Raw genomic sequence first — 22,729 nt, 5'->3', positions numbered from 1 at the left:
GTGGCTGAAGCCGCTTCTACATGGGATTTACATCAGGCGACCGGCCCTCACTGTCGCAGCCCGATCACCCCGCCAACTCCGCTGCCAGGAACGGCGCGGTTCGACTGTCGGCCTGTCGCGCCACCACAGCTGGCACACCGGCCGCCACCACCTTGCCACCCGCGCCGCCCGCGCCCGGCCCCATGTCGATGATCCAGTCGCTGGCCGCGGCCACGCGCATGTCGTGCTCCACCGCCACCACGGTGTTGCCTGCCTCCACCAGTCCGTGCAATTGCCGCAGCAGCGTGTCCACGTCGGCCGGGTGCAGGCCGGTGGTGGGTTCGTCCAGCACGTACACGGTGCCGCGGCGCTGCGCACGCTGCAGTTCGGTGGCCAGCTTGATGCGCTGCGCCTCGCCACCGGACAGTTCGGTGGCCGGCTGGCCCAGCCGCAGATAGCCCAGACCCACCTCCACCAATACCTGCAGCGGACGCGCGATCGGCACATCGTCGGCGAAGAAATCCAAGGCCTCCGCTACAGTCATCCGCAGCACCTGCGCGATGTTGCGGCCGTGCAGTTCGATCTCCAGCGTCTTGGCGTTGTAGCGCGCGCCCTGGCAGGTGGGGCACGGCGCATACACGCTGGGCATGAACAGCAATTCCACGCTCACCGCGCCCTCGCCTTCGCACGTTTCGCAACGGCCCTTGGCCACGTTGAAGGAAAAGCGCCCGGCATCGTATTTGCGCTTGCGCGCCGCCGGCGTGGCCGCGAAGCGCTTGCGCACGTGGTCGAACAGGCCGGTGTAGGTCGCCAGGTTGGAGCGCGGGGTGCGGCCGATCGGCGCCTGGTCCACCTGCACCAATCGCCGCACGTGCTGCAGGCCGTCGGCGATGTAGCCATCGGTGGCGACGCGCGGGCCGCGCTCCAGCGGATCCAGTTCCTCCTCCGCCTCGGCCGGCGCCTGCCCCAGTTGCGTACCCAGCAACTCCACCAGTGCCTGGCTGACCAGCGAGGACTTGCCGGAGCCGGACACGCCGGTGACGGTGGTGAACACGCCCAGCGGAATGTCCACGTCCAGCGCGACCACATTGTTGCGGCTGACCTCGCGCAACTGCAGCCAGGCCTCCGGCGTGCGCGGCGCATGGGCGGCGGCCTGCGGTTCGGCGAACAGGTAACGCCGCGTGGAAGAGGCCTGCACCTGCGCCAGTCCCGCTGGCGGACCGCTGTACAGCACCTGCCCGCCGTGCTCGCCGGCACCGGGGCCGACATCGACGATCCAGTCGGCATGGCGGATCACGTCGATCTCGTGCTCGACCACGAACAGCGAATTGCCCGCGCCCTTGAGCTGGTCCAGCGCGCCCAGCAGCGCCTGCGTGTCGGCCGGATGCAGGCCCGCCGACGGCTCGTCCATCACGTAGACCACGCCGAACAGCTGCGAGCGGATCTGCGTGGCCAGGCGCAGCCGCTGCAGTTCGCCGGGCGACAGCGTCGGCGTGCTGCGCTCCAGGGTCAGATAGCCCAGGCCCAGCGCCTCCACTACCTGGATCCGCGCCAGCAGGTCCTGGGCGATGCGCTGCGCGGCCAGCGCCTGCTCCGGATGGCGCGCACGTCCCTGCAGGCGGCCCTCGGCCGCGGGCCGCAACACGGCGGCCACCTCGCCGAGCGGGCGCTGCGACAGCTCGCCGATGTCCAGCCCGGCGAAGGTCACCGACAGCGCCTCGCGGCGCAGGCGCTTGCCATCGCAGCTAGGGCACGCGGTGCTGATGAGGTACTGCGCCACGCGCTTCTTGATCAGCGCGCTCTGCGTGGTGGCGAAGGTGTGCAACACATAGCGGCGCGCGCTGCTGAAGGTGCCCATGTACGCCGGTTCCTGCTTGCGCTTGAGCGCGCGCTGGGTCTCGGCCAGGCTGAAGCCGGGATACACCGGCACGGTCGGTTGCTCGTCGGTGTACAGGATCCAGTCGCGGGTCTTCTTCGGCAGCTTCGCCCACGGCACATCGACGTCGTGGCCGAGCGTGGTGAGGATGTCGCGCAGGTTCTGCCCGTGCCAGGCCGGCGGCCACGCCGCGACCGCACGCTCGCGGATGCTCAGCGAACGGTCCGGCACCATCGACGCCTCGGTGGCGTCGTAGATGCGCCCCAGCCCGTGGCAGGTGGGGCAGGCCCCGGCCGGCGTGTTCGGCGAGAAACCGTCGGCATGGATGATGCCCTGCCCCGGCGGATACGTGCCGGCACGCGAATACAGCATGCGCAGCGAGTTGGAGATGGTGGTGACGCTGCCCACCGACGAGCGCGTGCTGGGCGCGCCGCGATGCTGCTGCAGTGCCACCGCCGGCGGCAGGCCATCGATGGCGTCGAAGTCAGCCACGCCGGCCTGGTCGATCAGCCGCCGCGCGTAGGGCGAGATCGAATCCAGATAACGTCGCTGCGCCTCGGCGAACAGCGTGCCGAACGCCAGCGACGACTTGCCGGAGCCGGACACCCCCGTGAACACCACCAGCGCATCGCGCGGCAGTTCCACGTCCACGTCCTTGAGGTTGTGCTCGCGCGCACCGCGGACGCGCACGAAGCCGGAAGCGGCGAAAACGGGAGGCGTGGACATGGGCTGGACCGGCAACGCGAAGGAGCGCGCAAGCTTAGCCGGTCGGCTGCCATGGGCGTGTCGCGGTGGCTATGCGGCAGCGTGTTCGGTCCGTCATCGGCACGGAACGGCGCGCAGTCGCCGGCGACACAAGTCTCAGCTCAACGCAGGCGCCGCCAGCGTGTCGGTATCCTCGTCGCGCGCGGCCAGCGCCTGCATCCGCGCCACCGCGCTGGAGAAAGCGCGCAGCACCGCCACTCCGCGTTCGACATAGATGGCATGCAGCGCCTGGTAGTACCACAGCGTGCCGTCGCGGCCGGCGGTGAAGCGCTCGAACACCGCCGTGCCGACGTCGGGGTCTTCCAGGTCGGCGACGATGCTGCGCGCGTTGTAGAGCTTGTCGCAGGCCGACACCAGCAGCACCGCGTCCGGCGCCTCGGCCAGATGCGCCAGATAGGCCTGCTTGCGGATGCGCCAGTCGCGGCGCTTGGCCGGCACGTCGGTCTGCGCGGCCTTGCGTTCGGCCGTGGCGTCGGTACAGGCCATCACCATGTCCGCCACCGCCTCGCCGAACTGCGCCCGGATCACCGCCTCGTGCCCGGCGCCGCAATCCTCCACCACGTCGTGCAGCAGCGCCGCGATCGCCTGCTCCTCGTCGCCGCCGGCCTCCAGCACCAGCGTCGACACGCCCAGCACGTGGCTCAGGTACGGCACCTTGCCGCCATTGCGGAACTGGCCGGCGTGGGCGATGCGCGCATAGTCCACGGCACGCGCGTAACGTTCGGTGAGAGCGGTCATGCGGCGATCCTGACGGAACAGGCCGGCATTATCGCCAAACTGGCCGCCGTGAGCGCGTGGAGACGCGCGTGGACATGGCCGCCGTTCGAGCCGCGCGTGGCGGGTATCGCGTCCGTGATCGGCCGTCAGTGCTTACATGGATACGGACTGCCGCGCGGCCCTGGTCTGATCGAAGCTCCCTCCCCGCTTACACTTCTCTGCTCCGTCGCAACGCACCGCCGCGCACATGGACGTCCGTCATCTCGACCAGCACGCACCGGAACTGCCGCAGATCGCCGCCTGGTACCACGCGGCCTGGGGCCAGGAGGCAGGCTTCTCGCTGGACGACGAACTGCGCCAACTGCAACGCGCGCCGGATGCGCACGGCCTGCCACGGCGGCTGGTGGCCTTCGACGGCGCCCGCGCGATCGCCGTGGCGCAGCTGAAATACCGGGAGATGGACGCCTTCCCCCAGTACCCGTACTGGCTGGGCGGCGTGTACGTGGACGCGGCCTATCGCGGACGTGGCATTGCCGGCCGCCTGCTTGCCCAGGCCCTGGCCGACGCCGCGACCCTGGGCCTGGGCGCGTTGTATCTGCAGACCGAGCACCTGGACGGCGGCCTGTATGCCCGCCACGGCTGGCAGCCCGTGCAGGAAGCCGATTCCTACGGCAGCCACGTGCTGCTGATGGTGCGCCCGGTCGGCTGAGCGGGTGCCCGCGTCGCCGCGCCTGCACATTACTTTTCCCCCGCGCCGCGTTAACGTGGCGCTTGGAAAGATGGAGCGGCCTTCCCTAACCTACCGCTCGATCCACACACGCATGAATGCAGCGCCGAGGATGCAACCCACCATGATCACCGACACCGCCCACGCCGTGGACGATACCGCCACCGACAGCGCCCCGACCCCGCCCGCGCGCCGTGCCGCCATCTCCGGCCGCGCCGCCGCGCACAGCGTGTACCGCTCGCCGCTGTCCGCCGACGACGCAGGCGACGCCGCGCTGCGCCTGCGCGAACAACGCGCCAAGCGCGCGGCGCAGGTGGCCGCGGTCGGCACCGTCGCCGCCCTGGCCGCCGTGGCCCTGATTGCCTGGCGGCGCGCGCGGCGCTGACCAGCACCTGGCGCATCCGGCATGATGCGCCGAGCAGGAAGCTCGCCACCGCCCACGCAAGGAACGTCCTCATGACGCCGTGGCGCCGCATTGCCCGACTCGCCGGCCTGGCGCTGGTCGCCAGCGCGTGCAGCATGTCCGCCGCCGCCCGCAAGACGCCCATGGCCTCGGCGGCACTGCGCGTTCCGGCCGACCTGCCCAACCAGCGCCTGTTCGACTGCGCCGAATCCAGCATCGCCACCCTGTCCGAGACCAGCAGCTCCTGGCCCAAGGTCACCCGCGAAGATGCGGCGCGAGGCATCCTGGAATCGGGCGACTTCCCCGAAGCGAACCGCAGCGGCTTTCGCCTGCGCCTGGAGCGTCTACCGGGCGCCAGCCAGGCCAATCTCGCGCTCAAGGGCGCTGGCGCCTATTTCGTCGACCTGGGCGTCGACCAGGCGATGCAGGATCTCAAGACCGCACTGGATCGCTGCGTCGCCACGCAACCACAGTGAGTCCGAATAGGACACGGCAGTTCTGACCCCCACGCCATCACAGCGACCAAGGAAGGACACGACCATGCCCAATTACGCCATCGAAGCCCGCTCGCTCGGCGTCATCGGCATCGCCGGCCACGCCTTCTGGGTGCTGCGCGACGAACATGGCAAGGCCGTGGCGGAACTGCATGGCCTGGCCACCGATCGCCAGACCGGCCAGGCCATCCCCATCGGCACCGACGCCACCCGGCACGCGCTGCGCGCCTGGCATTACCCGCACGATCCTGCCTACGCCCACTCCATCGGCGAGAAGGTCGACAGCACCACCTACATCCGCGACGACCAACCGGCGCGCACGGTCGCCACCGGCGACAAGCGCGAGATCCTGGAGCGCTGGAATACCGCGGTGCGCGCCGTGCCGGAACTCAACGCACAGGACCGCGACTATCCAAACTACGGCTTCAAGGTCTTCGGCGAGACCGTCAACAGCAACTCCGCCTACCGCACCTTCGGCGAACTGATGGACGTACCCGTGCAGCGCTTCTCCCGACGCCTCGAACCGGGCGTCGGCAACCGCATGCTGTCGCCGGAACGCACCGAGGAGCTGCGGTATCACGCACCGGACGAACGGGAACAACAACGCGCGCCAGCCCCCGCGGCCGACCCCACACGCGCCGACCACCCCGATCACACGATGCTGCAGCAGATCCGCGACAAGGTCTAAGGGCTCAATGGCCCCGGCAAATTGAACCCGGCCGACACCGACCGCGTCAGCGCGAGCCTGTACGTCCTGGCCAAGCAACACCACTTCAGCAGCGTCGACCAGGTCGCGCTCAGCCAGCAGACCGCAACCGCTGCCGCGGGCGAAACCATCTTCATCGTGCAGGGCGCCGCCAACGATCCGGCCAAGCAGCGCGCACATATGTCCAGGGCGGAAGCGGCGCAGACGCCGGTGCAGCAGTCCTATGCGATTGCGCAGGCGCAGCAGCCGGAGCCGCAAGCCCAGACGCAACAGGTGGAGTCACCGGCGCAGACGCAAGACGCGCAGCCGCGGCCGCTAGTGCACGCGCTCTAGCTTTACGAACGTGCAAGCGGCCGCCAGCAACATGCATGGCGGTCGCCGACCGCATCGGGCGACGCGAGGAGCGTTTCCGTACAAGGCAGTGCCTTCGCTGCACTCGACGCTGGCGTCGCAGAGCACTACGTTGGCGCTGGTTTCACTCAGCCGCCAGCCAACCCGCCACCGGCGCGTCCAGGCAGAGCGCCGTCCTCGTCCACCGCCTCCGCGTCTTCAAGATCGCCCACTTCGCGTGCAATCCCGGCCTGCGGATCGGGCTGTGGCGCTTCGCGGTCCAAGTCTCCGTTCTTCGGCGTGGGCACCTTGGCCGTATCGTCGACGCTCTTGCCGTTCGTAGCGTCATGCGTGTTCATCTAGCATCTCCTCGTGTGTCGTTCGAGGCTATGGCGCGGGCCGTGAATACCGCTGCTGGATGGTGTCAGGATGATGCAGTGATCATGTGCCGCGACAGAGCACTACTGCGATCACTGCGCTCGCGCCCCGCCGCCTCTGGCCAAAACGCGCACAGCCAATGGAGCGAGTGCCTGCCATTGCACTCGCGTGAATCGCGCTGTCACACCACCCCCTGCCCCACCACAAACACCACCCCATCGCCCCCACCCCCACTCTGCCGCAGCCGCCCCTCTGCCTCCAGCGCCTCCAGCGACACATCGGCACCTAGGTCAGTCGCCACACCTTCCAACGTCAACCCAACCCACCGATCGCGGCCGGCATGCTTGGCGCGGTACAGCGCGGCGTCGGCGATGCGCAGGCTCAGCGGCCAGTCGCCGCCGGGGTGGGCGGGAAACAGGCTCACGCCCATCGACACGGTGAGGGCGATGCGGCCGGTCGGGCGTACCAGCGGTTCGGCCTGCAGGCGTTCGCGCAGGCGACGGAACAGGCGTGGGGCGTCGGCCAGGGTGCCGCCGGGGCAGATCCACAGGAATTCTTCGCCGCCCCAGCGGGCGATGATGTCGGTGCTGCGCGCGCACTCGCGCAGCAAATCGCCCAGGTGCATCAGGGCGTGGTCGCCGCCTTCGTGGCCGTGCAGGTCGTTGACACGCTTGAAATGGTCGACATCCAGCAGCGCGATTAGCAGCGGTTCCTGGGTGCGCTCGGGCGTCGCTTCCGCCTCGCGCGCCTGCAGCCAGGCGGTGACGTAGCGGCGGTTGCGCAGGCCGGTGAGGGCGTCCTCTTCGCTCTGGCGGCGGATGGTGGCGGTGAGCTGTTCCAGTTCGCGGTGCTGGGTCTGGATCTCGTCGTTCTTGCGCGCCAGTTCGGCGTTGATGCGCCGGCGCACGCGGCCTTCGCGCACCTTGAGCAGGAAGAAGCCGGCCAGCGCCAGCAGCGCGGCCAACAGGCCGTAGAGCACGCTGCGCTGGCGCTGTTCGCGCGCCTGCAGTTGCGCGTAGGCGGCCTGTTCGGCGGCGCGGGTGCGGCCAAGCGCGGCCAATTCGCTCTTCTTGCGCGCCAGGTCAACCGCCGATTCAAGCTCGGCGATGCGGGTCTTGGATTCGACATTCACCGCGTCGTCGTTGACCGCCTTGTATTCGCGCATCAGCGCCAGCGCCTCGTGGTCGCGGCCGAGCGCGTCGAGGTTGTCGATCATGCGCGGGTACAGTTCCAGCCGCCGCGGCACGTTGTCCGAGTGCGCGAACAACTGCCGCGAGCGCTCGAACGCGGTGGCCGCGGCCTCGCGCTGGCCGAGGTCCGCCAGGGTGACGCCAAGATTGGAATAGACGATGGCGGCTTCGCCGTTGTCGCCATGATCGCCGCCATGCGCAACGTTCTCCAGCGCCGCGGCGGCTTCGCGCAACAGCGGCAAAGCCTCCTGCGGGCGATGCTGGCGACGCAGCACGTTGGCGAGGTTGTTCAGCGGCCCGACCACCGACGCCTTGTCGTCGGCGCGCGCCGACGCCAGCGCCTGCCGGTAGATGGCCTCGGCACGCGGCAGCTCGTTGGCGCCTTCGTAGGCCGAGCCGAGGTTGTTGAGCACATCGGCGCGCGCCAGTCCCTTGCGCGGCTTGGCATCGTAGGCGGCCAGCGCACGTTGTCCGTACTCGATCGCCTTTTTCCACTCGTGGGCATAGACGAACACGCCGGTGGCGTTGTGCAGCATGGCGGCGTCGTCCGGTTTGCCCAGCGCCTTGCCCACGCGCTCCACTTCGAGCACGGCGGCGATGGCATCGGGCATGCGGCCCTGCTGCGAGGACACGATGAAGATGATCTGATTGGCGTTGTACTCCACCAGGTCGGGATGGGTGCGCACCTTCGACAAGGCGATGCGGGCGACGCGCAGGGCGTCGTCCTGCGCGCCCATCAGGTAGTAGGAAGCAGCGAGCATTCGCCACAGTTCAGCGATCTTTGGTTCGTCCGGCAGTTCTTTTTCCAGGCGCCGCATCTCGCCCTCAAGCTGGGCGATGCGAGCAGCATCGCGGGGCCGCCAGATGTCGCCATTGAGCTTTTTGAGCAAACGCAGCCGCTGCTGCGGCGACAACGGCTGGGCGAGCAACGCCGAGCCGATGGACACCACGGTGTCCGGCTGACCCGCCGCGGACGCCGCGTCCACCAGTTCCAGGCCAAGGGGAACCAAGCCCTGCTTGTCGGCCGCGGCCTCCCACGCCGGCAAGCCCATGCGCAGCGCGGCCGTCGGATCGTCGGCACGCACGGCCGCCACGCAGGCTGGCAACGCCTGCGTCGGCGCGCACGCGGGCGCTGACGCTGTCTGTGCCACCACGCACGGCGCGAGCGCACCGCACCACAGCAGCGCCCCGAGCGACTGCCAAACCAAGCGACTGCGCACTGCCTTCTCCCCCAAGATGCCGCGGCGCACGCCGGAGCCCTGGGCACGGCAACCGCCGGCGCAATCTGGTTCCCCGCGTGTCGCTGCCGATGTGCAGCGACGCCGACCCGTGCGCTGCTATCGGCCGCGCAGGCGATTTCTTGAGTCTTATCCCGCGCTGTAACCGACCTAGTGCACGCTATGCCAGCACGGGCGCGCACCAGTTAGGACCGCAGCTAGCCCCTCTCCCACCGGGAGAGAGGCTGGGGTAAGGGTCGGGAACACGCCGCGCACCACACATCCCGGATCCCGACGCCCCCATCACAGCGGCGTCAGCTGCCGGAGCTGCGCGTCATCGGGAAACGCCCGCACGCGGTAGCGCGGCGGATACAGCGGCGGCTGCGGCTGCATCAGGTCGCCGAACGCAGTAATCGCCTCGTCCCAGGCCACCACGGCGACCTCGTCCCCCTCGGCGTCGTCGCGCGGGACGATCAAGGCGATCCGGTCGGCCCTGGGAAGTAACGTCTCGACGCCCTTGGTCCAGGTACAGAGCGAAAACTGCCGCGCACCGTCATCGCGCTCCTGGTAGACGCTGAACGATGCGACGAAGATGTCCTGGTCGGTGGCGTCGTGGAGCTTGTCCAGCGCCGCCTTCTGGTCGGCATAGGCAGGCGCGTCCAGCAGCCGGCGCAGGTCCGCCTGGCGCTGGCGCTGCTCGGGCAACGCCAGCGCGAACGGCACGATGCGGCGCGCTTCGTCGTAGGTGAACACCAGCGCGGACACGCTGCGCCCTTGCGCGGCCGCTTCCAGGCTCAGTTCCAGCATCGCGCCGATGGCGGCCGCATCGCGATCGCCCACCACCAGCAGGCAGTCGCGCGCCGGCAGCATGAACAGCGGATTGCCCGCCACCGGAACGCGGTACAGCACATCGGGGAGCAAGGCACGACTGGTGTCGTAGGCGTCCTGCCATGCGCCGCGGAACACGCCGGGTGCGACTTCGACGAATTGGTCGGCGGTTGCCTCGCGCAGATTGTCACGGGCGATGGTCAGGCCTTCGTCCAGGGTGATCCCCCATGCCGCACGCGGCCCCTGGAACAGCGTGGAAATCGTGTCCGGCAGATCCAGCGCCAGCAACTCGACGCAATCCTCGGCAATGTCGCGCCACGCATACGGGAATGGCGCATCGAGACCCTTCTCGAGCACGTGCTCCAGCCGCAGCTCCTCGAACATGCCGCGATTGCGGATCACCGGCATCAGCGTCGCGCGCACCTCTTCGAATGTCTTTTCCCGTCCACTCTCTTCCTGTGCGTTGAGCGATGACGTCACGTAGGCGCGCAATGCCTCGGCGCGGCCCTTGCGTGGCGCGGTCTTGTAGGCCTGATAGGCGTTGTGCAGATAGATGGTGTAGCCGTTGCCGCCGACCAGCCGGAACGCGTCGGGCTGATAGACCAACTCCTCGCGATAGCCGCGCGCGCGCAGGGCGTCGGTGTACATCCTGGCGAAGGCATCGGGACTGGGCGTGCGGTTGAACAGCGTATCGAACAGTGCAGCGAACATCGGCGGTCGTCCTTGTCGAGTGGCGGCATGCGGGTGCCGCGGCATGCTAGCGCAACTGTGCTGTCGCGCAGATGGACATGGGCTGCTGCTTGCGCGAAGGCAACCGGCAACTCCGATTGCGCGGAGCCGCAGCAAGCACGCGCGCGCTGTTCGATCAGCCGCCCACACGCCCGCACACATTCCCGGCGCGATGCCTCATGCAGCTCGGTGCGTGCAAATAAAAAGCCCCGCTGTCGCGGGGCTCTTTGGAGACTCGGCGCCTCCTTCTCCCGCGTACGGGAGAAGGATCCGCGTGCCACCTGCGTCAGGCAAACGGATCCTGCAGCACCATGGTGTGCTCGCGGTCCGGGCCGGTGGAGACGATCGAGATCGGGCAGCCGGCCAGTTCCTCCAGCGCGCGCAGGTAGGCGCGGGCGGCGGGCGGCAGTTCGTCCCACACGGTGATGCCGTGGGTGTTCTCGCTCCAGCCCGGGAATTCCAGGTACACGGGGGTGCACTCTTCCCAGCCCTGCGCGTCCAGCGGCGCGTATTCGGTGCGCTTGCCGCGGTATTCGTAGGCGATGCACACCTTCAGCTTCTCCATGCCGTCGAGCACGTCGAGCTTGGTGATGCACAGGCCGGAGATACCGTTGATGGCCACCGCGCGCTTGAGCGCGACGATGTCCATCCAGCCGCAGCGGCGCGGGCGGCCGGTGGAGGCACCATACTCGGCGCCACGGTCGCGGATGCCCTGGCCGATCTCGTCGTCCAGCTCGGTCGGGAACGGGCCGCCGCCGACGCGGGTGGCGTAGGCCTTGGCGATGCCCAGCACGTAGTCGATGTCCTGGGCGCCCACGCCGGTGCCGGCCAGTGCGCCGCCGACGGTGGTGTTGGAGCTGGTGACGTAGGGATAGGTGCCGTGGTCGATGTCCAGCAGCGCGCCCTGCGCGCCTTCGAACAGCACGCGCTTGCCCTGCTTGCGCAGGTCGTGAAGGATGCCGGCGACGTCGGACTTCATCGGCTGGACGTACTCGCCGAAGGCCAGCGCTTCGTCGAAGGTCTTCTGGAAGTCGACCGCTTCCACGCCCAGGTACTTGGTGAGCACGAAGTTGTGGTAGTCCAGCGCGGTGCGCAGCAGCTCTTCCAGCTGCGGCGGGTAATGCAGGTCGGCGACGCGGATGCCGCGGCGCGCCACCTTGTCTTCGTAGGCCGGACCGATGCCGCGGCCGGTGGTGCCGATGGCCTTGCCGCCGGCGGCCTTCTCGCGGGCCTGATCCAGGGCGATGTGGTACGGCATGATCAGCGGCGCGGCCGGCGAGATCTTCAGGCGCGAACGTACTTCCACGCCGGAGGTCTCCAGCTCCTCGATCTCCTTGCGCAGCGCGGCCGGGGAGATCACCACGCCGTTGCCGATCAGGCACAGCGCGTCGGCGCGCAGGATGCCGGACGGGATCAGGTGCAGGACGGTCTTCTTGCCGTTGATGACGAGGGTGTGGCCGGCATTGTGGCCGCCCTGGAAGCGGACGACGGCGCCGATTTCCTCGGTGAGCAGATCGACGATCTTGCCTTTGCCTTCATCGCCCCACTGGGCGCCGAGCACGACAACTGACTGACCCATGGCTGGGTAACTCCTGGTTTGCTGCGCGACCGTCGGGGCCACGCGGATGTGGTGGCCGTGCGGGGACGACCGGCACCGGTGCGGCCGCTCCATCGGGGAGCGTCCAGGCGGCGGCGGACCCATACACGGAAAAAGCCGGTCGAGACGCTCGCGTGGAGCGGGCCCGGCCGGCTTTTGTGCATTATCCGGGTTTTGGGTGGCAGTCACCACCCCCTGACCGGCCGCGTTCAGGCCCGGCGGCCGCCACCCGCCTGGCTCAGCCGCGCACCCACCACAGCGCCAGCAGGCCCACGCCGACGGCAATGGCGCCGGCCCCACGCAACTGCCGCGGCGGCATGCTCAACATCTGCTGGACCATCCGCCGCCATGCCTCCGGCGCGGCGAACAGCAGCAGGCCTTCGAGGATCACCATCAGGCAAACCGCGGCGATGAGATCGTGCATGGCGGTCGCCAGAGATGAGTGGCCGTCAAGACGGATGCAGGAGTATCAGAGCAAGAGCAACAGCTTCCGCTGAAGCGGGTCACTTTTCTTTGCTTGTGCAAAGAAAAGTAACCAAAAGAAAGCACACCCCGACTCCGCGCCCTTCGCGCTGCGCGCTACGGGTCCGCGAACAGGACGGGATTCGCGGAAGGGGCATCCTGCCCCTGCCGCGAACGGCGCACATCCATGTGCGCCGCCCTTCGGGTTTTTCCCGCCCTGTTCGCCGCTACGTAGGGGGCCCGGCACATCAAAAGCGAAGCAAAAGCAACAATCGCAAGAGCAAAGAAGAGGCTGAGCAGGGAACCCGCCCTTACGAATCCCCAATCCCCACTCCCCAATCCCACCCCTCAGCGATCGCTCTTGAGGTACTGCAGGAAGGGATCGTTCTTGTCGAGCACGATCACGCCGTTGCCGTCGGCCATGGCGCCGCGGTAGGCCTCCAGGCTGCGGTAGAAGGCGTAGAACGACGGGTCGGCGGAGCCGGCCTTGCCGTAGACGCTGGCGGCCTCGGCATCGCCTTCGCCGCGCAGCTTCTGCGCGTCGCGCTCGGCCTCGGCGACCAGCACCGTGCTCTCGCGGTCGGCCTGGGCACGGATGGTCAGCGCCTGCTCCTCGCCCTCGGCGCGCAGCTTGGCCGCTTCCTGCTTGCGCTGCGCGCGCATGCGCTCGTACACGTCGGTGATCACCTGGCTGTCGGTCGGCAGGTCGATCTGCTTGATGCGCAGGTCGACGATCTGCATGCCCAGGGTCTTGCTGGCCGCGTTGATCGCCACCAGCTGCTTGGCGATCAGTTCGCTGCGGTCGCCGGACACCAGCTGCTGCAGGGTGCGCGAGTTGATCTGGTTGCGCAGCGAGTCGGTGATGATCGGCGCCAGCAGGCTGTTGGCCACCTTCTCGTCGCCGCCCTGGGTGGCGCGGTAGAAGGCGCGCACGTCGGAGATGTAGCCGATGGCGAAGAAGCTGACGCTGACGTCCTTCTGCTCGGCGGTGAAGTAGCGCGCGGGGGTGGTGTCGATCACCTGGAAGCGGCGGTCGAACATGCGCACCGACTCGACCAGCGGCACCTTGAAGTGCAGGCCCGGCTTGAGGTCGGCACGCACCACGCGGCCCAGGTTCAGCACCATCGCCGCCTTGTCCTCGGGCACCACGAACACCGAGCTGAGCAGCGCGAACAGCGCGACGACGGCAATGCCGGCCCACAATGACAGTTTCATCGCTGGATCTCCTCACGGCCGGTCGGGCGCGGCGTGCGCTCCGGGTTGCGGACACTTTCGGCCGAACTGCTGTTCAAGGACGGCATCAGCACCTCCTGCGGCACCGTCGGCAGCGATCCGCCGGTGGTCGGCGAGGTCGGCGGGGTGGACGTGGCGGGCGCCTTGCCCTCGGCCGGCATCGGCACGTAGATCAGCTGGCGGCCGTCGCCGCCGATGACCTTGCGGTTCTCCGCCAGCACCTGCTGGATTGTCTCCAGCCACAGCCGCTTGCGGGTGACCTCCGGCGCGTTCTGGTACTGCTGCTGCAGCAGGGTGAAGCGCTCGGCATCGCCCTGTGCGCGGGCGATCGCCGCTTCCTTGTAGCCTTCGGCGACGGTACGGGTGCGTGCCGCCTGGCCGCGCGCCTCCGGCACCACCTTGGCGGCGTAGGCCTGGGCCTCGTTGATCAGCCGCTCCTTGACCTGCTGGGCGCCGTTGACCTCGTCGAAGGCCGACTTCACTTCCTCCGGCGGACGCGCGTCGGGCAGGGTCAGGCCGGTCACGATCAGGCCGGTGTGATAGGCCTTCAGCGCGGCCTGCAGGCGCTCGCGCGCGGCCACCGCCATCGGGCCGCGGTTGTTGAGCACCGTGTTGAGATCGGAACGGCCGATCTGTTCGCGCACCGCGCTCTGCGCGGCCTGCTCCAGCACCAGGTCGGCATTGCGCGCACCGAACACGTAGGTGCGCGGGTCCTCGACCCGGTACTGCACGTTGAGCGAGACGTTGACGATGTTCTCGTCGCCGGTCAGCACCGGCAGTTGGCTGTCGAAGGTCTTGATGCGGGTGGCATCGACCTTGCGCACGGTCTCGATCGGCCACGGCAGCTTGAAGTTCGGGCCGGGTTGCAGGATCCGCGAGAACTGGCCGAAGCGCAGGACCACGCCGCGCTGCTGCTCGCCGATCAGCTGGAAGCTGCTGAACAGCAGCAGCAGCACCACCGCGCCCAGGATCCAGCGGCCGATGCCGCCGCCATCGCCGAACAGGTCCTTCAACGGACCGGGCAAGCCGCCCCACTTTCCTCCCCCACTGCCGCCACGCGGCGGCCAGGGACCGCGCCCGTGATTGTCCGGGCCGTCTCCGCCCTTGCCGCCAGGTGTGTTCCAGGCCATGCATGCTCCAAGAAGGAAGGTGGCGACGCGTCGGTCACGCGCCGGTCACCGGATAATGAGTCGCCGATTCTACAAGATGGGGCAGGCCCGCCGTTTCGAAAGGGTATCTTGGTGCATTCCTGCGTGCCGACCAAGGTGTTCCATGTCCGTTCCCGCCCAGTTCTCCGCCTTCCGCATCCACCAGGACGCCGCCGGCTACCACGCCGGCATCGCCCCGCTGTCGCTGGACCAGCTCAACGACGGCGAGGTGGTGATCCGCGCGGCCTGGTCCTCGGTGAACTTCAAGGACGCGCTGGCCGGCACCGGCCAGGGCAAGATCCTGCGCCGCTTCCCGCTGGTCGGCGGCATCGACGTGGCCGGGCACGTGGTCGCCTCCAGCGATCCGGCGTTCAAGGAAGGCGATGCGGTGCTGGTCACCGGCTGCGGCCTCAGCGAGACCCGCGACGGCGGCTACAGCGAGTACGTGCGCCTGGAGTCGAAGTGGGTGGTGCCGCTGCCGGCCGGGCTGAGCCTGCGCGAGAGCATGGTGCTGGGCACCGCCGGCTTCACCGCGGCGCTGGCGCTGCTGCGCCTGCTCGACAACCGCCAGACGCCGGCGCATGGCCCGCTGTGCGTGACCGGCGCCACCGGCGGGGTCGGCTCGCTGGCGATCGACATCTTCAGCCGCGCCGGCTTCGAGGTGCATGCGGTCAGCGGCAAGGCCGACCGCGCCGCGCAGCTCAAGGCCTGGGGCGCCACCCAGGTGCTGGGCCGCGAGGCCCTGCAGACCACGCGGCCGCTGGACTCGGTGCGCTTCGGCGGCGGCCTGGACAACGTGGGCGGGGCGATGCTGACCAGCCTGCTGGCGCAGACGGCGCCGTACGGCAACGTCGCCAGCGCCGGCCTGGCCGCGACCGCGGAGCTGGACATGACGGTGATGCCCTTCATCCTGCGCGGGGTATCGCTGCTGGGCATCGGCTCGGCCGGCACCGCCCGCGACCTGCGCGACCGCATCTGGCAGCACCTGGGCAGCGACTGGAAGCCGCGTCATCTGGACACGATCTGCACCCGCGAAGTGGAGCTGGCCGGGCTGCCGGAGGTCTTCGCCACGATGCTGGCCGGGCAATCGTTCGGGCGCACCGTGGTGCGGCTGGATCCGAGCGCGTAGCCACGCCGACGCTTTGTGACACGCAACGCTTTCCGCCCTCGCGTTGCTGCCACTACACTCGGAGCCTCCTAGGGGGAACCACATGGCACGCATTCTGATCGTCGACGATTCGCCGTCGCAGTTGCTGGGCATCCAGCGCATCGTGGAAAAACTGGGGCACGAAACGATCACCGCCACCGACGGCGCCGCCGGCGTGGAAGCGGCCAAGGCAGCCTTGCCGGACCTGGTGCTGATGGACGTGGTGATGCCCAACCTCAACGGCTTCCAGGCCACCCGGACCCTGCGCCGCGAACCGACCACGCAGAACATCCCGGTGATCCTGGTCACCACCAAGGACCAGGACACCGACCGCATGTGGGGCATGCGCCAAGGCGCCCGCGCCTACATCACCAAGCCGTTCTCCGAGGACGAGCTGTACGAGGTGATCGAGCGGGTGTTCAGCGGTGAGGATGTGCCGTAGAAGCCGGGATTGGGGATTGGGGATTCGTAAGGGCGGGTTTACGGGCGGCGTTTGAGCGCGCGGCGTAAGGCCGCATTGCAATCGGTGCCCCTTGTAGGAGCGGCTTCAGCCGCGACAGGGGTTACCGGTAACGCCCGTCGCGGCTGAAGCCGCTCCTACGACAAGCCGGGCAATGGATGGAACCAAAAGAAGAGCAGGTGGCGTCTCTTGTGGGAGGGGCTTCAGCCCCGACGCTTCAAAGGTCGAGGCGTCGGGGCTGAAGCCCCTCCCACAGAAAAGCAGCACAGTTGCAGACTTGCGAAGCGCGTGCGCGCCGCAGCGGCTCTAGCGCCGTCACGCTTGCAGGCGCATGACGAGCCGGGCCGCGCAAGCGGGTACCGCCGCTTTATCGGGCCGGCATGGCGGCTGAAGCCGCCCCTACAACGCCACAGTGCGAAGGGACGCCGCTCTTGCGAATCCCCAATCCCGACTCCCCAATCCCCGCAATCAAACGGCTTCGCCAAAGGCCTTGGCCAACCCGCGATACGCCTTGCGCTGCGCCTCGGTTTCCGGCGCCGGCGCCAGCACTTCCAGTTCGACGATCTGGTCGCCCGGCGGGGTACCCGGCAGGCCGCGGCCGCGCAGGCGCAGCTTGCGTCCTGCGTCCGATTCCGGGGGGATCTTCAGTTCCACTGCCCCGCCCAGGGTCGGCACGCTGATGGTGGTGCCCAGCGCCGCCTGCCAGGGCGTCACCTGCAGGGTGTAGAGGATGTTGCGGCCGTCCACCTCGAACTGCGGGTGCGCGGCGTACTCGATCTCCAGCAGCAGGTTGCTGCCGCCGTTGCCCTGCCCGCTCAGCCGGATCACCTGGCCGGGGCGCACGCCCTTGGGCACGCGCACGTCCAGTTGCTTGCCGTTGATGGTGATGCGCACGCTGTCGCCGGCATACACCGCTTCCAGCGGCACCGCCAGCTTGGCGCGGGTATCGCCGCGCGGCGCGCCCGGGGCCGGACCCGGGCCGGCGCCGCCCTGGCGGGCGCGCTGCTGGCGGGCGAACAGGCTCTCGAAGAAATCGCTGAAGCCGCCGCCGGCGCCGCCGTTGCCGAACACTTCCTCGAAGTCGAAGCCCTGCGCGCCGCCGTAGTTGGGCGGCGCGTGGAACTCCTCGCCCGGGCGGTAGCCCTGCGCGCGCAACTGGTCGTAGGCGGCGCGCTTGGGCGGGTCGCGCAAGGCCTCGTAGGCCTCGTTGACGGCCTTGAACTTTTCCTCGGCCCCAGGCTCCTTGCTGACGTCGGGATGGTACTTGCGCGCCAGCCGCCGGTACGCGGTCTTGATCTCGGCATCGCCGGCGCTGGGTTCCACGCCCAGGGTCGCGTAGTAATCCTTGAATTCCATCCATCACCTCAAAAAAGAGTCGGCCCGCCGCCTTGCGGCAACGGGCCGGTTGCATGCACTGCGCCATCGCCCGGCCATTCTACGGCCGGCGGCGAGGGCGCGGCGTCGCGAGGGCGACGCCGCTGCGGGCGGGCGCTTACTGGACGATCGTGGCCCCGGTATCGACCTGGATGCGACGCGGCGTGCTCGCCGGACGCTTGGGGATGCGCACTTCCAGCACGCCATGGTAGCCGGTGGCGGAAATGCCGTCCGGATCGGCGCTGTCGGGCAGCGCGAAGCGACGGTGGAAGCTGCCGTAACGGCGTTCGATGCGCGAGAAGCGCTCGCTGTCGGCGGCCGACTCGCTCTTGCGCTCGCCCTTGATCGACAGGATGCCCTTGTCCATCGACACCTCGATCTCCGACGGGTCGATGCCCGGCAGGTCGGCGTACAGCACGAAGCGCTCCGGCTCTTCCTTGATGTCCACGCGCGGTACCCACTGCGCGGTGACGACGGCCGATTCGTCGGTGCCGCCATTGGGGTCGAAGAAGCGGTCGAACACCTGCTTGATCTCGTTCTGGAATGCGGCCTGGGCCGGCCACTGGCGATAACGGACGATGCTCATCGTGGTCTCCTGAAACGTCAATGAGGTACACCCTCGGAGGGGCAGTTCGCGGCGGCGGGACCGGCCCGCCGTCCATGCCCGTCAGATAGGCGTGCCGCGGCGCTTTTCAAGGCGTTGACGCCACCTTCCCATTTCCGTTTCTAGACTCGGTTCATCCAAGGAGCCCGACATGCCCATCCAGACCGGCGAACGCATTCCCGAAGTGGTGCTGCAGCGCATCCGCGACGGCGTGGAAGCGGTGGATACGCGCACCCTGTTCGACGACCGCCGCGTCCTGCTGTTCGCGGTGCCCGGCGCCTTCACCCCGACCTGTTCGGAGAAGCACCTGCCCGGCTATGTGGAGCACTTCGAGGAGTTCCGCAAGCGCGGCATCGAGGTGTACTGCATGGCGGTCAACGACCCGTTCGTGATGCAGGCCTGGGGCAAGAGCCAGTTGGTGCCGGACGGCCTGCAGATGCTGTCCGACGGCAACGGCGACTTTGCCAAGGCGCTGGGCCTGGAACTGGACGCCAGCAGCTACGGCATGGGCGTGCGGGCGCGGCGCTTCGCGCTGTACGCCGACGACGGCGTGGTGCGTGCGTTGTTCGTCGAAGCACCGGGCGAGTTCAAGGTCTCCGCCGCCGACTATGTACTGCAACACCTTCCCGACTGAATCCCCTTACCCACCACAGGAGACGGCCAGCCATGTCCAACAAGCCAGCCACCCCGAACACCGACGCCAAGCCGCTGCAGCACACCGCCGGCCTCACCGACACCGCCACGCTGCGCGCCAATGCCCGCCAGAGCATCGAGGACGGCGCGATCACCAAGAGCTACAGCGCCGACCGCGAGGCGGTGATCAAGATGCTCAACGACGCGCTCGCCACCGAATACGTGTGCGTGCTGCGCTACTACCGCCACTACTTCATGGCCGCCGGCATGCTTGCGGACGCGGTCAAGGCCGAGTTCCTGGAGCACGCGCAGCAGGAGCAGGCGCACGCGCACAAGCTGGCCGAGCGCATCGTGCAGCTGGGCGGCGAGCCGGACCTCAATCCGGATACCCTGACGGCGCGTTCGCATGCCGAGTACAAGGAAGGCGAGGATCTGCGCGACATGGTCAAGGAAAACCTGATCGCCGAGCGCATCGCCATCGACAGCTATCGCGAGATGATCAACTTCGTCGGCGACAAGGACACCACCACCAAGCGCATCCTGGAAGACATCCTGGCCCAGGAAGAAGAGCACGCCGACGAGTTCTCGGACATGCTGGAAGGCTGGATCGGCAAGTAAGCCGGTTCAGCGTTACGCCCTCTCGTAGGAGCGGCTTCAGCCGCGACAGGCCGTCTCGATGGCGCCTGTCGCGGCTGAAGCCGCTCCTACTGTTCTTCTGGTCTGACACACATGGTTGAAGCAACTGCAAAGGCTTTCGCCCTGACGGGCGAGTTACTTTTCTTTGCTCGCGCAAAGAAAAGGTAACCAAAAGAAAGCGCGCCCTGCCTTCGCGCCCTCCGCGCTGCGCGCTCCGGGTCCGCGAACCAGACGGGATCCGCGGAAGGGGCATCCTGCCCCTGCCGCGGACGGCGCACATCCATGTGCGCCGCCCTTCGGGTTTTTCCCGCCTGGTTCGCCGCTTCGGAAGGGAACCCGGGAAGTCAAAAGCAACAGCAACAGCAACAGCAACCAGCCAAAGCCAAGCGACCGCGCCTCTCGCACGGACTCACGCTTGTTCGTGTCCCGGAGCAATCTGGGAGGGACTTCAGTCCCGACTGCTTCCGAGGTCGGATCGCCCGCCTACTCTGATCGTCGTCGTTGCGTGATAGTTGGCTTCTACGAGCGCGCGCCACCGCTGCTCAACGCAGCACCCGGAAACGCACCTGGGTCCAGGCGCCGTTGCTGGCCAGGGCAGTCAGGGTGTGGTCGCCGGCGTCGGCGAAGTCGCGCTGGAAGGTGCGTGCGCCCTCGGTGCGGGCGATCCAGCGGCCGTCCAGCAGCCAGTCCACCGGGGTGCTCGTGCCCAGCGCGCGCACCTGCAGACGCACCGTGGTGCTGCCCGGCGCGCGTGCCAGGGTGGCGCGGTCGTTGAGGCCTTCGATGCGCAGCACGTCGCTGCGGCCGCGACCGTCGTCGCGACAGTCCGGCGCCAATGCCGGCAGTTGCCCGGCCTGGCGCTCGCTGGCGTGCAGCCACGGCGTCAACAGCGCCGGCCAACGCGCCAGTTCGCGCGTCACCGCCACATGCGCTTGCGCGCAGTCCGGCGACAGCCGCAAGCCGCTGTGCGCATCCACCTGCACGGTCTCGCGGCCGGCGCTCCACAGCCGCGCGTCGCGCTCGGCGAAGGTCGGCGGCACCGCGCCGTCGAGCGCGTACGCGGAGAAGCGGCGCTGGCACAACGACGGCGGGGTCTGCTCGGCGGCGATGCCCAGCGGCCAGCACACATCCACCTGCTGCACCGTCGGCGGCATCGGCCGCGGTGCGTTGTCCCCGCGCAGGCGCGGCAGACTGTCGATGGTCTCGAACATCAGCGGCAAGGCGGTCACCGCGCCGTACTGGCCGGGCAGTGGCGTGCCGTCGGGGCGACCCACCCACACGCCGACGGTGTAGCGGCGGGTGCTGCCGATCGCCCAGGCATCGCGGTAGCCGTAGCTGGTGCCGGTCTTCCAGGCCACGCGCGGGCGCGTGCCGACGTCGAAGGTGCCGATGCCGTAGCCCGGACGTGGATTGGCCTCAAGCATTTCGCGCACGATCCAGGCCGCGCCGGGCGACATCAGCCGCCGCTCGATGCGCTGGTCGGCGGCGCTGTAGCGCACGTGGCCGGCGATGCCGTCGCGGTTGAGCGCGGCGAAGGCGCCGACCAGTTCCTCGAGTTTGGCGCCGGTGCCGCCGAGGATCAGCGCCAGGTTGGGGGTGCTGCCGCGCGGGAACCGCAGGCCGATGCCGGCGTTGCTCAGGCGCGCGGCGAAGCGCGCCGGCCCCACCCGGTCGAGCAGGTCCACTGCCGGTACGTTGAGCGACAGGCGCAGGGCGCTGGCGGCACCGATCGGGCCGTTGAAGGCTTCGTCGAAATTACCCGGGCGGTAGTCGCCGAAACTCTGCGGCGCGTCGACCAGCAAGCTTTCGGAGTGGATCAGGCCATCGTCCAGGGCCATGCCGTACAGGAACGGCTTGAGCGTGGAGCCGGGCGAGCGCCAGGCCTGCACCATGTCCACGTCGCCGAGCCGGCGGCGGTCGCCGAACTGCACCGAGCCGATGTAGGCGCGCGCCTGCAGGTCGCGATTGTCCACCACCAGCAAGGCCGCGGAGGTGCGCTCGGGCAGTTGCGAGAAGTAGGCGCTGACCCGGTCCTCCAGGGTGCGCTGCAGGTCGGCATCGAGGGTGGAGACGATGTGCGCGGCGTGCGGGTGTTGCTGGCGCAGGCGCTCGGCCAGCAGCGCGGCGTGCAGCGGCGTCTGCAGCGAGCGCGCCACCACCGGTTCGATGCGCGCGTCGTCGACCTGCGCGCGCGGCCACACGCGCAGCGCGACCATGCGTTCGAGCACCTTGTCGCGCGCCACGCGCGCGGCTTCCGGATGCCGGTCCGGGCGCAGCCGGCTCGGCGCCTGCGGCAGCACCGCCAGCAGCGCCGCCTCGGCCTGCGAGAGGCGCGCAGCCGGCTTGCCCAGGTAGGCCCAGCTCGCCGCTTCCACGCCTTCGATGGTGCCCCCGTAGGGCGCGCGCTCCAGGTACAGCTGCAGGATCTGCCGCTTGCTCAGGTGTGCTTCCAGCTGCAGCGCGCGCAGGGCCTGCTGCGCTTTGCCCCACGGCGTGCGCGTGCTGACCTCCGGCGGCATCAGGATGCGCGCCACCTGCATGGTCAGGGTGGAGCCGCCGGAGACGATGTGGCGCGAGAACAGCCACTGCTTGGCCGCGCGCAGCAATGCCCAGGGATTGATCCCGGGGTGCTGCCGGAACCAGCGGTCCTCGTAGTTCAGCAGCGCCTGCAGGTACAGCGGCGAGACGCTGTCCGGCGTGGCCGGATAGCGCCAGACGCCGTTGCCGTCGGCGAAGGCGCGCAGCGGGCTGCCGTCGGCGGCCACCACCAGGGTCGAGGTGTCGCGCGACTTCGGCAGCGGCAGCGGGAACGCCAGGTCCAGCAGCAGCAAGGTCGACAGCAGCGCCACCGCGCCCCACCGCAGCCACGGCAGCAGGCGCGTCCAGCGCCGGGGGTGCCGCGCGACGTGCGGGGCGGCGGTGTCGTCCGTTGGCATGCGGGCTCCCGATGGAAGCGGCCATTTTGCCTGTTGTACTGGCGGCGCGGCGAGCGGGGTCAAGCCGGTGCATAGGGCGTCACCGGCGATACGCGGGATTGGCGACGGAACATCGCCAACAGTGCGCGGTTGTCGCGACACGATTGGACGCGCTGGTGTG

21 protein-coding genes are annotated in these 22,729 nt (G+C 69.0%); 9 read left to right on the top strand and 12 right to left on the bottom strand.

What is annotated here, in order from left to right; all coding sequences use genetic code 11:
• Positions 1 to 64: 64 nt before the first annotated feature.
• Both Q7W82_RS08405 and Q7W82_RS08400 read right to left on the bottom strand, forming a co-directional pair.
• Entirely contained in the window at positions 65 to 2,581 is a 2,517-nt protein-coding gene (locus Q7W82_RS08405; RefSeq protein ID WP_242156427.1) for an excinuclease ABC subunit UvrA, read from the bottom strand.
• A 135-nt stretch (positions 2,582 to 2,716) separates the two neighbouring features.
• Positions 2,717 to 3,358 carry an HD domain-containing protein gene (locus Q7W82_RS08400; protein ID WP_242156425.1) on the bottom strand — a complete coding sequence of 214 codons (642 nt, stop codon included), beginning with the start codon at positions 3,356 to 3,358 and terminating at the stop codon, positions 2,717 to 2,719.
• Between the two features lie 226 nt (positions 3,359 to 3,584).
• Between Q7W82_RS08400 and Q7W82_RS08395 the strand changes: the two genes are divergently transcribed.
• From Q7W82_RS08395 to Q7W82_RS08375, 5 genes are all read left to right on the top strand, one after another.
• Entirely contained in the window at positions 3,585 to 4,046 is a 462-nt protein-coding gene (locus Q7W82_RS08395; RefSeq protein ID WP_242156423.1) for a GNAT family N-acetyltransferase, read from the top strand.
• A gap of 142 nt (positions 4,047 to 4,188) precedes the next feature.
• Positions 4,189 to 4,449, top strand: a complete 261-nt coding sequence (locus tag Q7W82_RS08390; protein ID WP_242156421.1) for a hypothetical protein — start codon at positions 4,189 to 4,191, stop codon at positions 4,447 to 4,449.
• Between the two features lie 71 nt (positions 4,450 to 4,520).
• Complete coding sequence (locus tag Q7W82_RS08385; RefSeq protein WP_242156419.1) at positions 4,521 to 4,943, top strand: hypothetical protein; 423 nt, start codon at positions 4,521 to 4,523, stop codon at positions 4,941 to 4,943.
• Between the two features lie 64 nt (positions 4,944 to 5,007).
• On the top strand, positions 5,008 to 5,649 hold the full coding sequence (locus Q7W82_RS08380; protein ID WP_242156417.1) for a hypothetical protein: 642 nt from the start codon (positions 5,008 to 5,010) through the stop codon (positions 5,647 to 5,649).
• A gap of 21 nt (positions 5,650 to 5,670) precedes the next feature.
• Positions 5,671 to 6,000, top strand: coding sequence for an XVIPCD domain-containing protein (locus Q7W82_RS08375; RefSeq protein WP_242156415.1), 330 nt, complete (start codon positions 5,671 to 5,673; stop codon positions 5,998 to 6,000).
• Positions 6,001 to 6,146: 146 nt separating this feature from the next.
• On the opposite strand, the gene Q7W82_RS08370 is transcribed toward Q7W82_RS08375, so the two are convergent.
• From Q7W82_RS08370 to hflK, 7 genes are all read right to left on the bottom strand, one after another.
• Positions 6,147 to 6,356: a hypothetical protein gene (locus Q7W82_RS08370; protein WP_242156413.1), complete on the bottom strand. Its 210-nt coding sequence runs from the start codon at positions 6,354 to 6,356 to the stop codon at positions 6,147 to 6,149.
• 200 nt (positions 6,357 to 6,556) lie between these two features.
• Positions 6,557 to 8,650, bottom strand: a complete 2,094-nt coding sequence (locus Q7W82_RS08365; RefSeq protein ID WP_353949515.1) for a GGDEF domain-containing protein — start codon at positions 8,648 to 8,650, stop codon at positions 6,557 to 6,559.
• Positions 8,651 to 9,085: 435 nt separating this feature from the next.
• Positions 9,086 to 10,321 carry a hypothetical protein gene (locus Q7W82_RS08360; protein WP_260114854.1) on the bottom strand — a complete coding sequence of 412 codons (1,236 nt, stop codon included), beginning with the start codon at positions 10,319 to 10,321 and terminating at the stop codon, positions 9,086 to 9,088.
• A gap of 304 nt (positions 10,322 to 10,625) precedes the next feature.
• Positions 10,626 to 11,918, bottom strand: a complete 1,293-nt coding sequence (locus Q7W82_RS08355) for an adenylosuccinate synthase (protein WP_010340110.1) — start codon at positions 11,916 to 11,918, stop codon at positions 10,626 to 10,628.
• 256 nt (positions 11,919 to 12,174) lie between these two features.
• Positions 12,175 to 12,360: a DUF2065 domain-containing protein gene (locus tag Q7W82_RS08350; RefSeq protein WP_242156410.1), complete on the bottom strand. Its 186-nt coding sequence runs from the start codon at positions 12,358 to 12,360 to the stop codon at positions 12,175 to 12,177.
• A 386-nt stretch (positions 12,361 to 12,746) separates the two neighbouring features.
• A complete protein-coding gene (locus Q7W82_RS08345) occupies positions 12,747 to 13,613 on the bottom strand; it encodes a protease modulator HflC (protein ID WP_160966319.1) in 867 nt (288 codons plus the stop codon).
• Positions 13,610 to 14,761 carry an FtsH protease activity modulator HflK gene (gene hflK / locus Q7W82_RS08340; RefSeq protein WP_242156409.1) on the bottom strand — a complete coding sequence of 384 codons (1,152 nt, stop codon included), beginning with the start codon at positions 14,759 to 14,761 and terminating at the stop codon, positions 13,610 to 13,612. Before hflK ends, Q7W82_RS08345 begins: the two co-directional genes overlap by 4 nt.
• Before the next feature lie 142 nt (positions 14,762 to 14,903).
• On the opposite strand from hflK, the gene Q7W82_RS08335 reads away from it, so the two are divergent.
• Both Q7W82_RS08335 and pilH read left to right on the top strand, forming a co-directional pair.
• Complete coding sequence (locus Q7W82_RS08335) at positions 14,904 to 15,908, top strand: acryloyl-CoA reductase (RefSeq protein ID WP_242156408.1); 1,005 nt, start codon at positions 14,904 to 14,906, stop codon at positions 15,906 to 15,908.
• A gap of 82 nt (positions 15,909 to 15,990) precedes the next feature.
• Positions 15,991 to 16,368: a twitching motility response regulator PilH gene (gene pilH, locus Q7W82_RS08330; RefSeq protein ID WP_242156407.1), complete on the top strand. Its 378-nt coding sequence runs from the start codon at positions 15,991 to 15,993 to the stop codon at positions 16,366 to 16,368.
• A 486-nt stretch (positions 16,369 to 16,854) separates the two neighbouring features.
• Here the strand turns inward: pilH and Q7W82_RS08325 are convergent, their stop codons facing one another.
• Together Q7W82_RS08325 and Q7W82_RS08320 are read right to left on the bottom strand one after the other, a co-directional pair.
• Complete coding sequence (locus Q7W82_RS08325; protein ID WP_242156405.1) at positions 16,855 to 17,742, bottom strand: DnaJ C-terminal domain-containing protein; 888 nt, start codon at positions 17,740 to 17,742, stop codon at positions 16,855 to 16,857.
• A gap of 136 nt (positions 17,743 to 17,878) precedes the next feature.
• Complete coding sequence (locus Q7W82_RS08320; protein WP_160946351.1) at positions 17,879 to 18,346, bottom strand: Hsp20/alpha crystallin family protein; 468 nt, start codon at positions 18,344 to 18,346, stop codon at positions 17,879 to 17,881.
• Between the two features lie 169 nt (positions 18,347 to 18,515).
• On the opposite strand from Q7W82_RS08320, the gene Q7W82_RS08315 reads away from it, so the two are divergent.
• Positions 18,516 to 18,998, top strand: a complete 483-nt coding sequence (locus Q7W82_RS08315) for a peroxiredoxin (RefSeq protein ID WP_160946352.1) — start codon at positions 18,516 to 18,518, stop codon at positions 18,996 to 18,998.
• 32 nt (positions 18,999 to 19,030) lie between these two features.
• A complete protein-coding gene (locus Q7W82_RS08310; RefSeq protein WP_242156404.1) occupies positions 19,031 to 19,615 on the top strand; it encodes a ferritin-like domain-containing protein in 585 nt (194 codons plus the stop codon).
• A 560-nt stretch (positions 19,616 to 20,175) separates the two neighbouring features.
• Here Q7W82_RS08310 and pbpC read toward each other — a convergent pair.
• Positions 20,176 to 22,569, bottom strand: a complete 2,394-nt coding sequence (gene pbpC, locus Q7W82_RS08305) for a penicillin-binding protein 1C (protein WP_242156402.1) — start codon at positions 22,567 to 22,569, stop codon at positions 20,176 to 20,178.
• Positions 22,570 to 22,729 lie beyond the last annotated feature (160 nt).

This window comes from Xanthomonas indica (assembly GCF_040529045.1).
Lineage (GTDB): Bacteria > Pseudomonadota > Gammaproteobacteria > Xanthomonadales > Xanthomonadaceae > Xanthomonas_A > Xanthomonas_A indica.
Note: the sequence above shows the minus strand (reverse complement) of the source record. Positions and strands in the feature narration are given on the sequence as shown.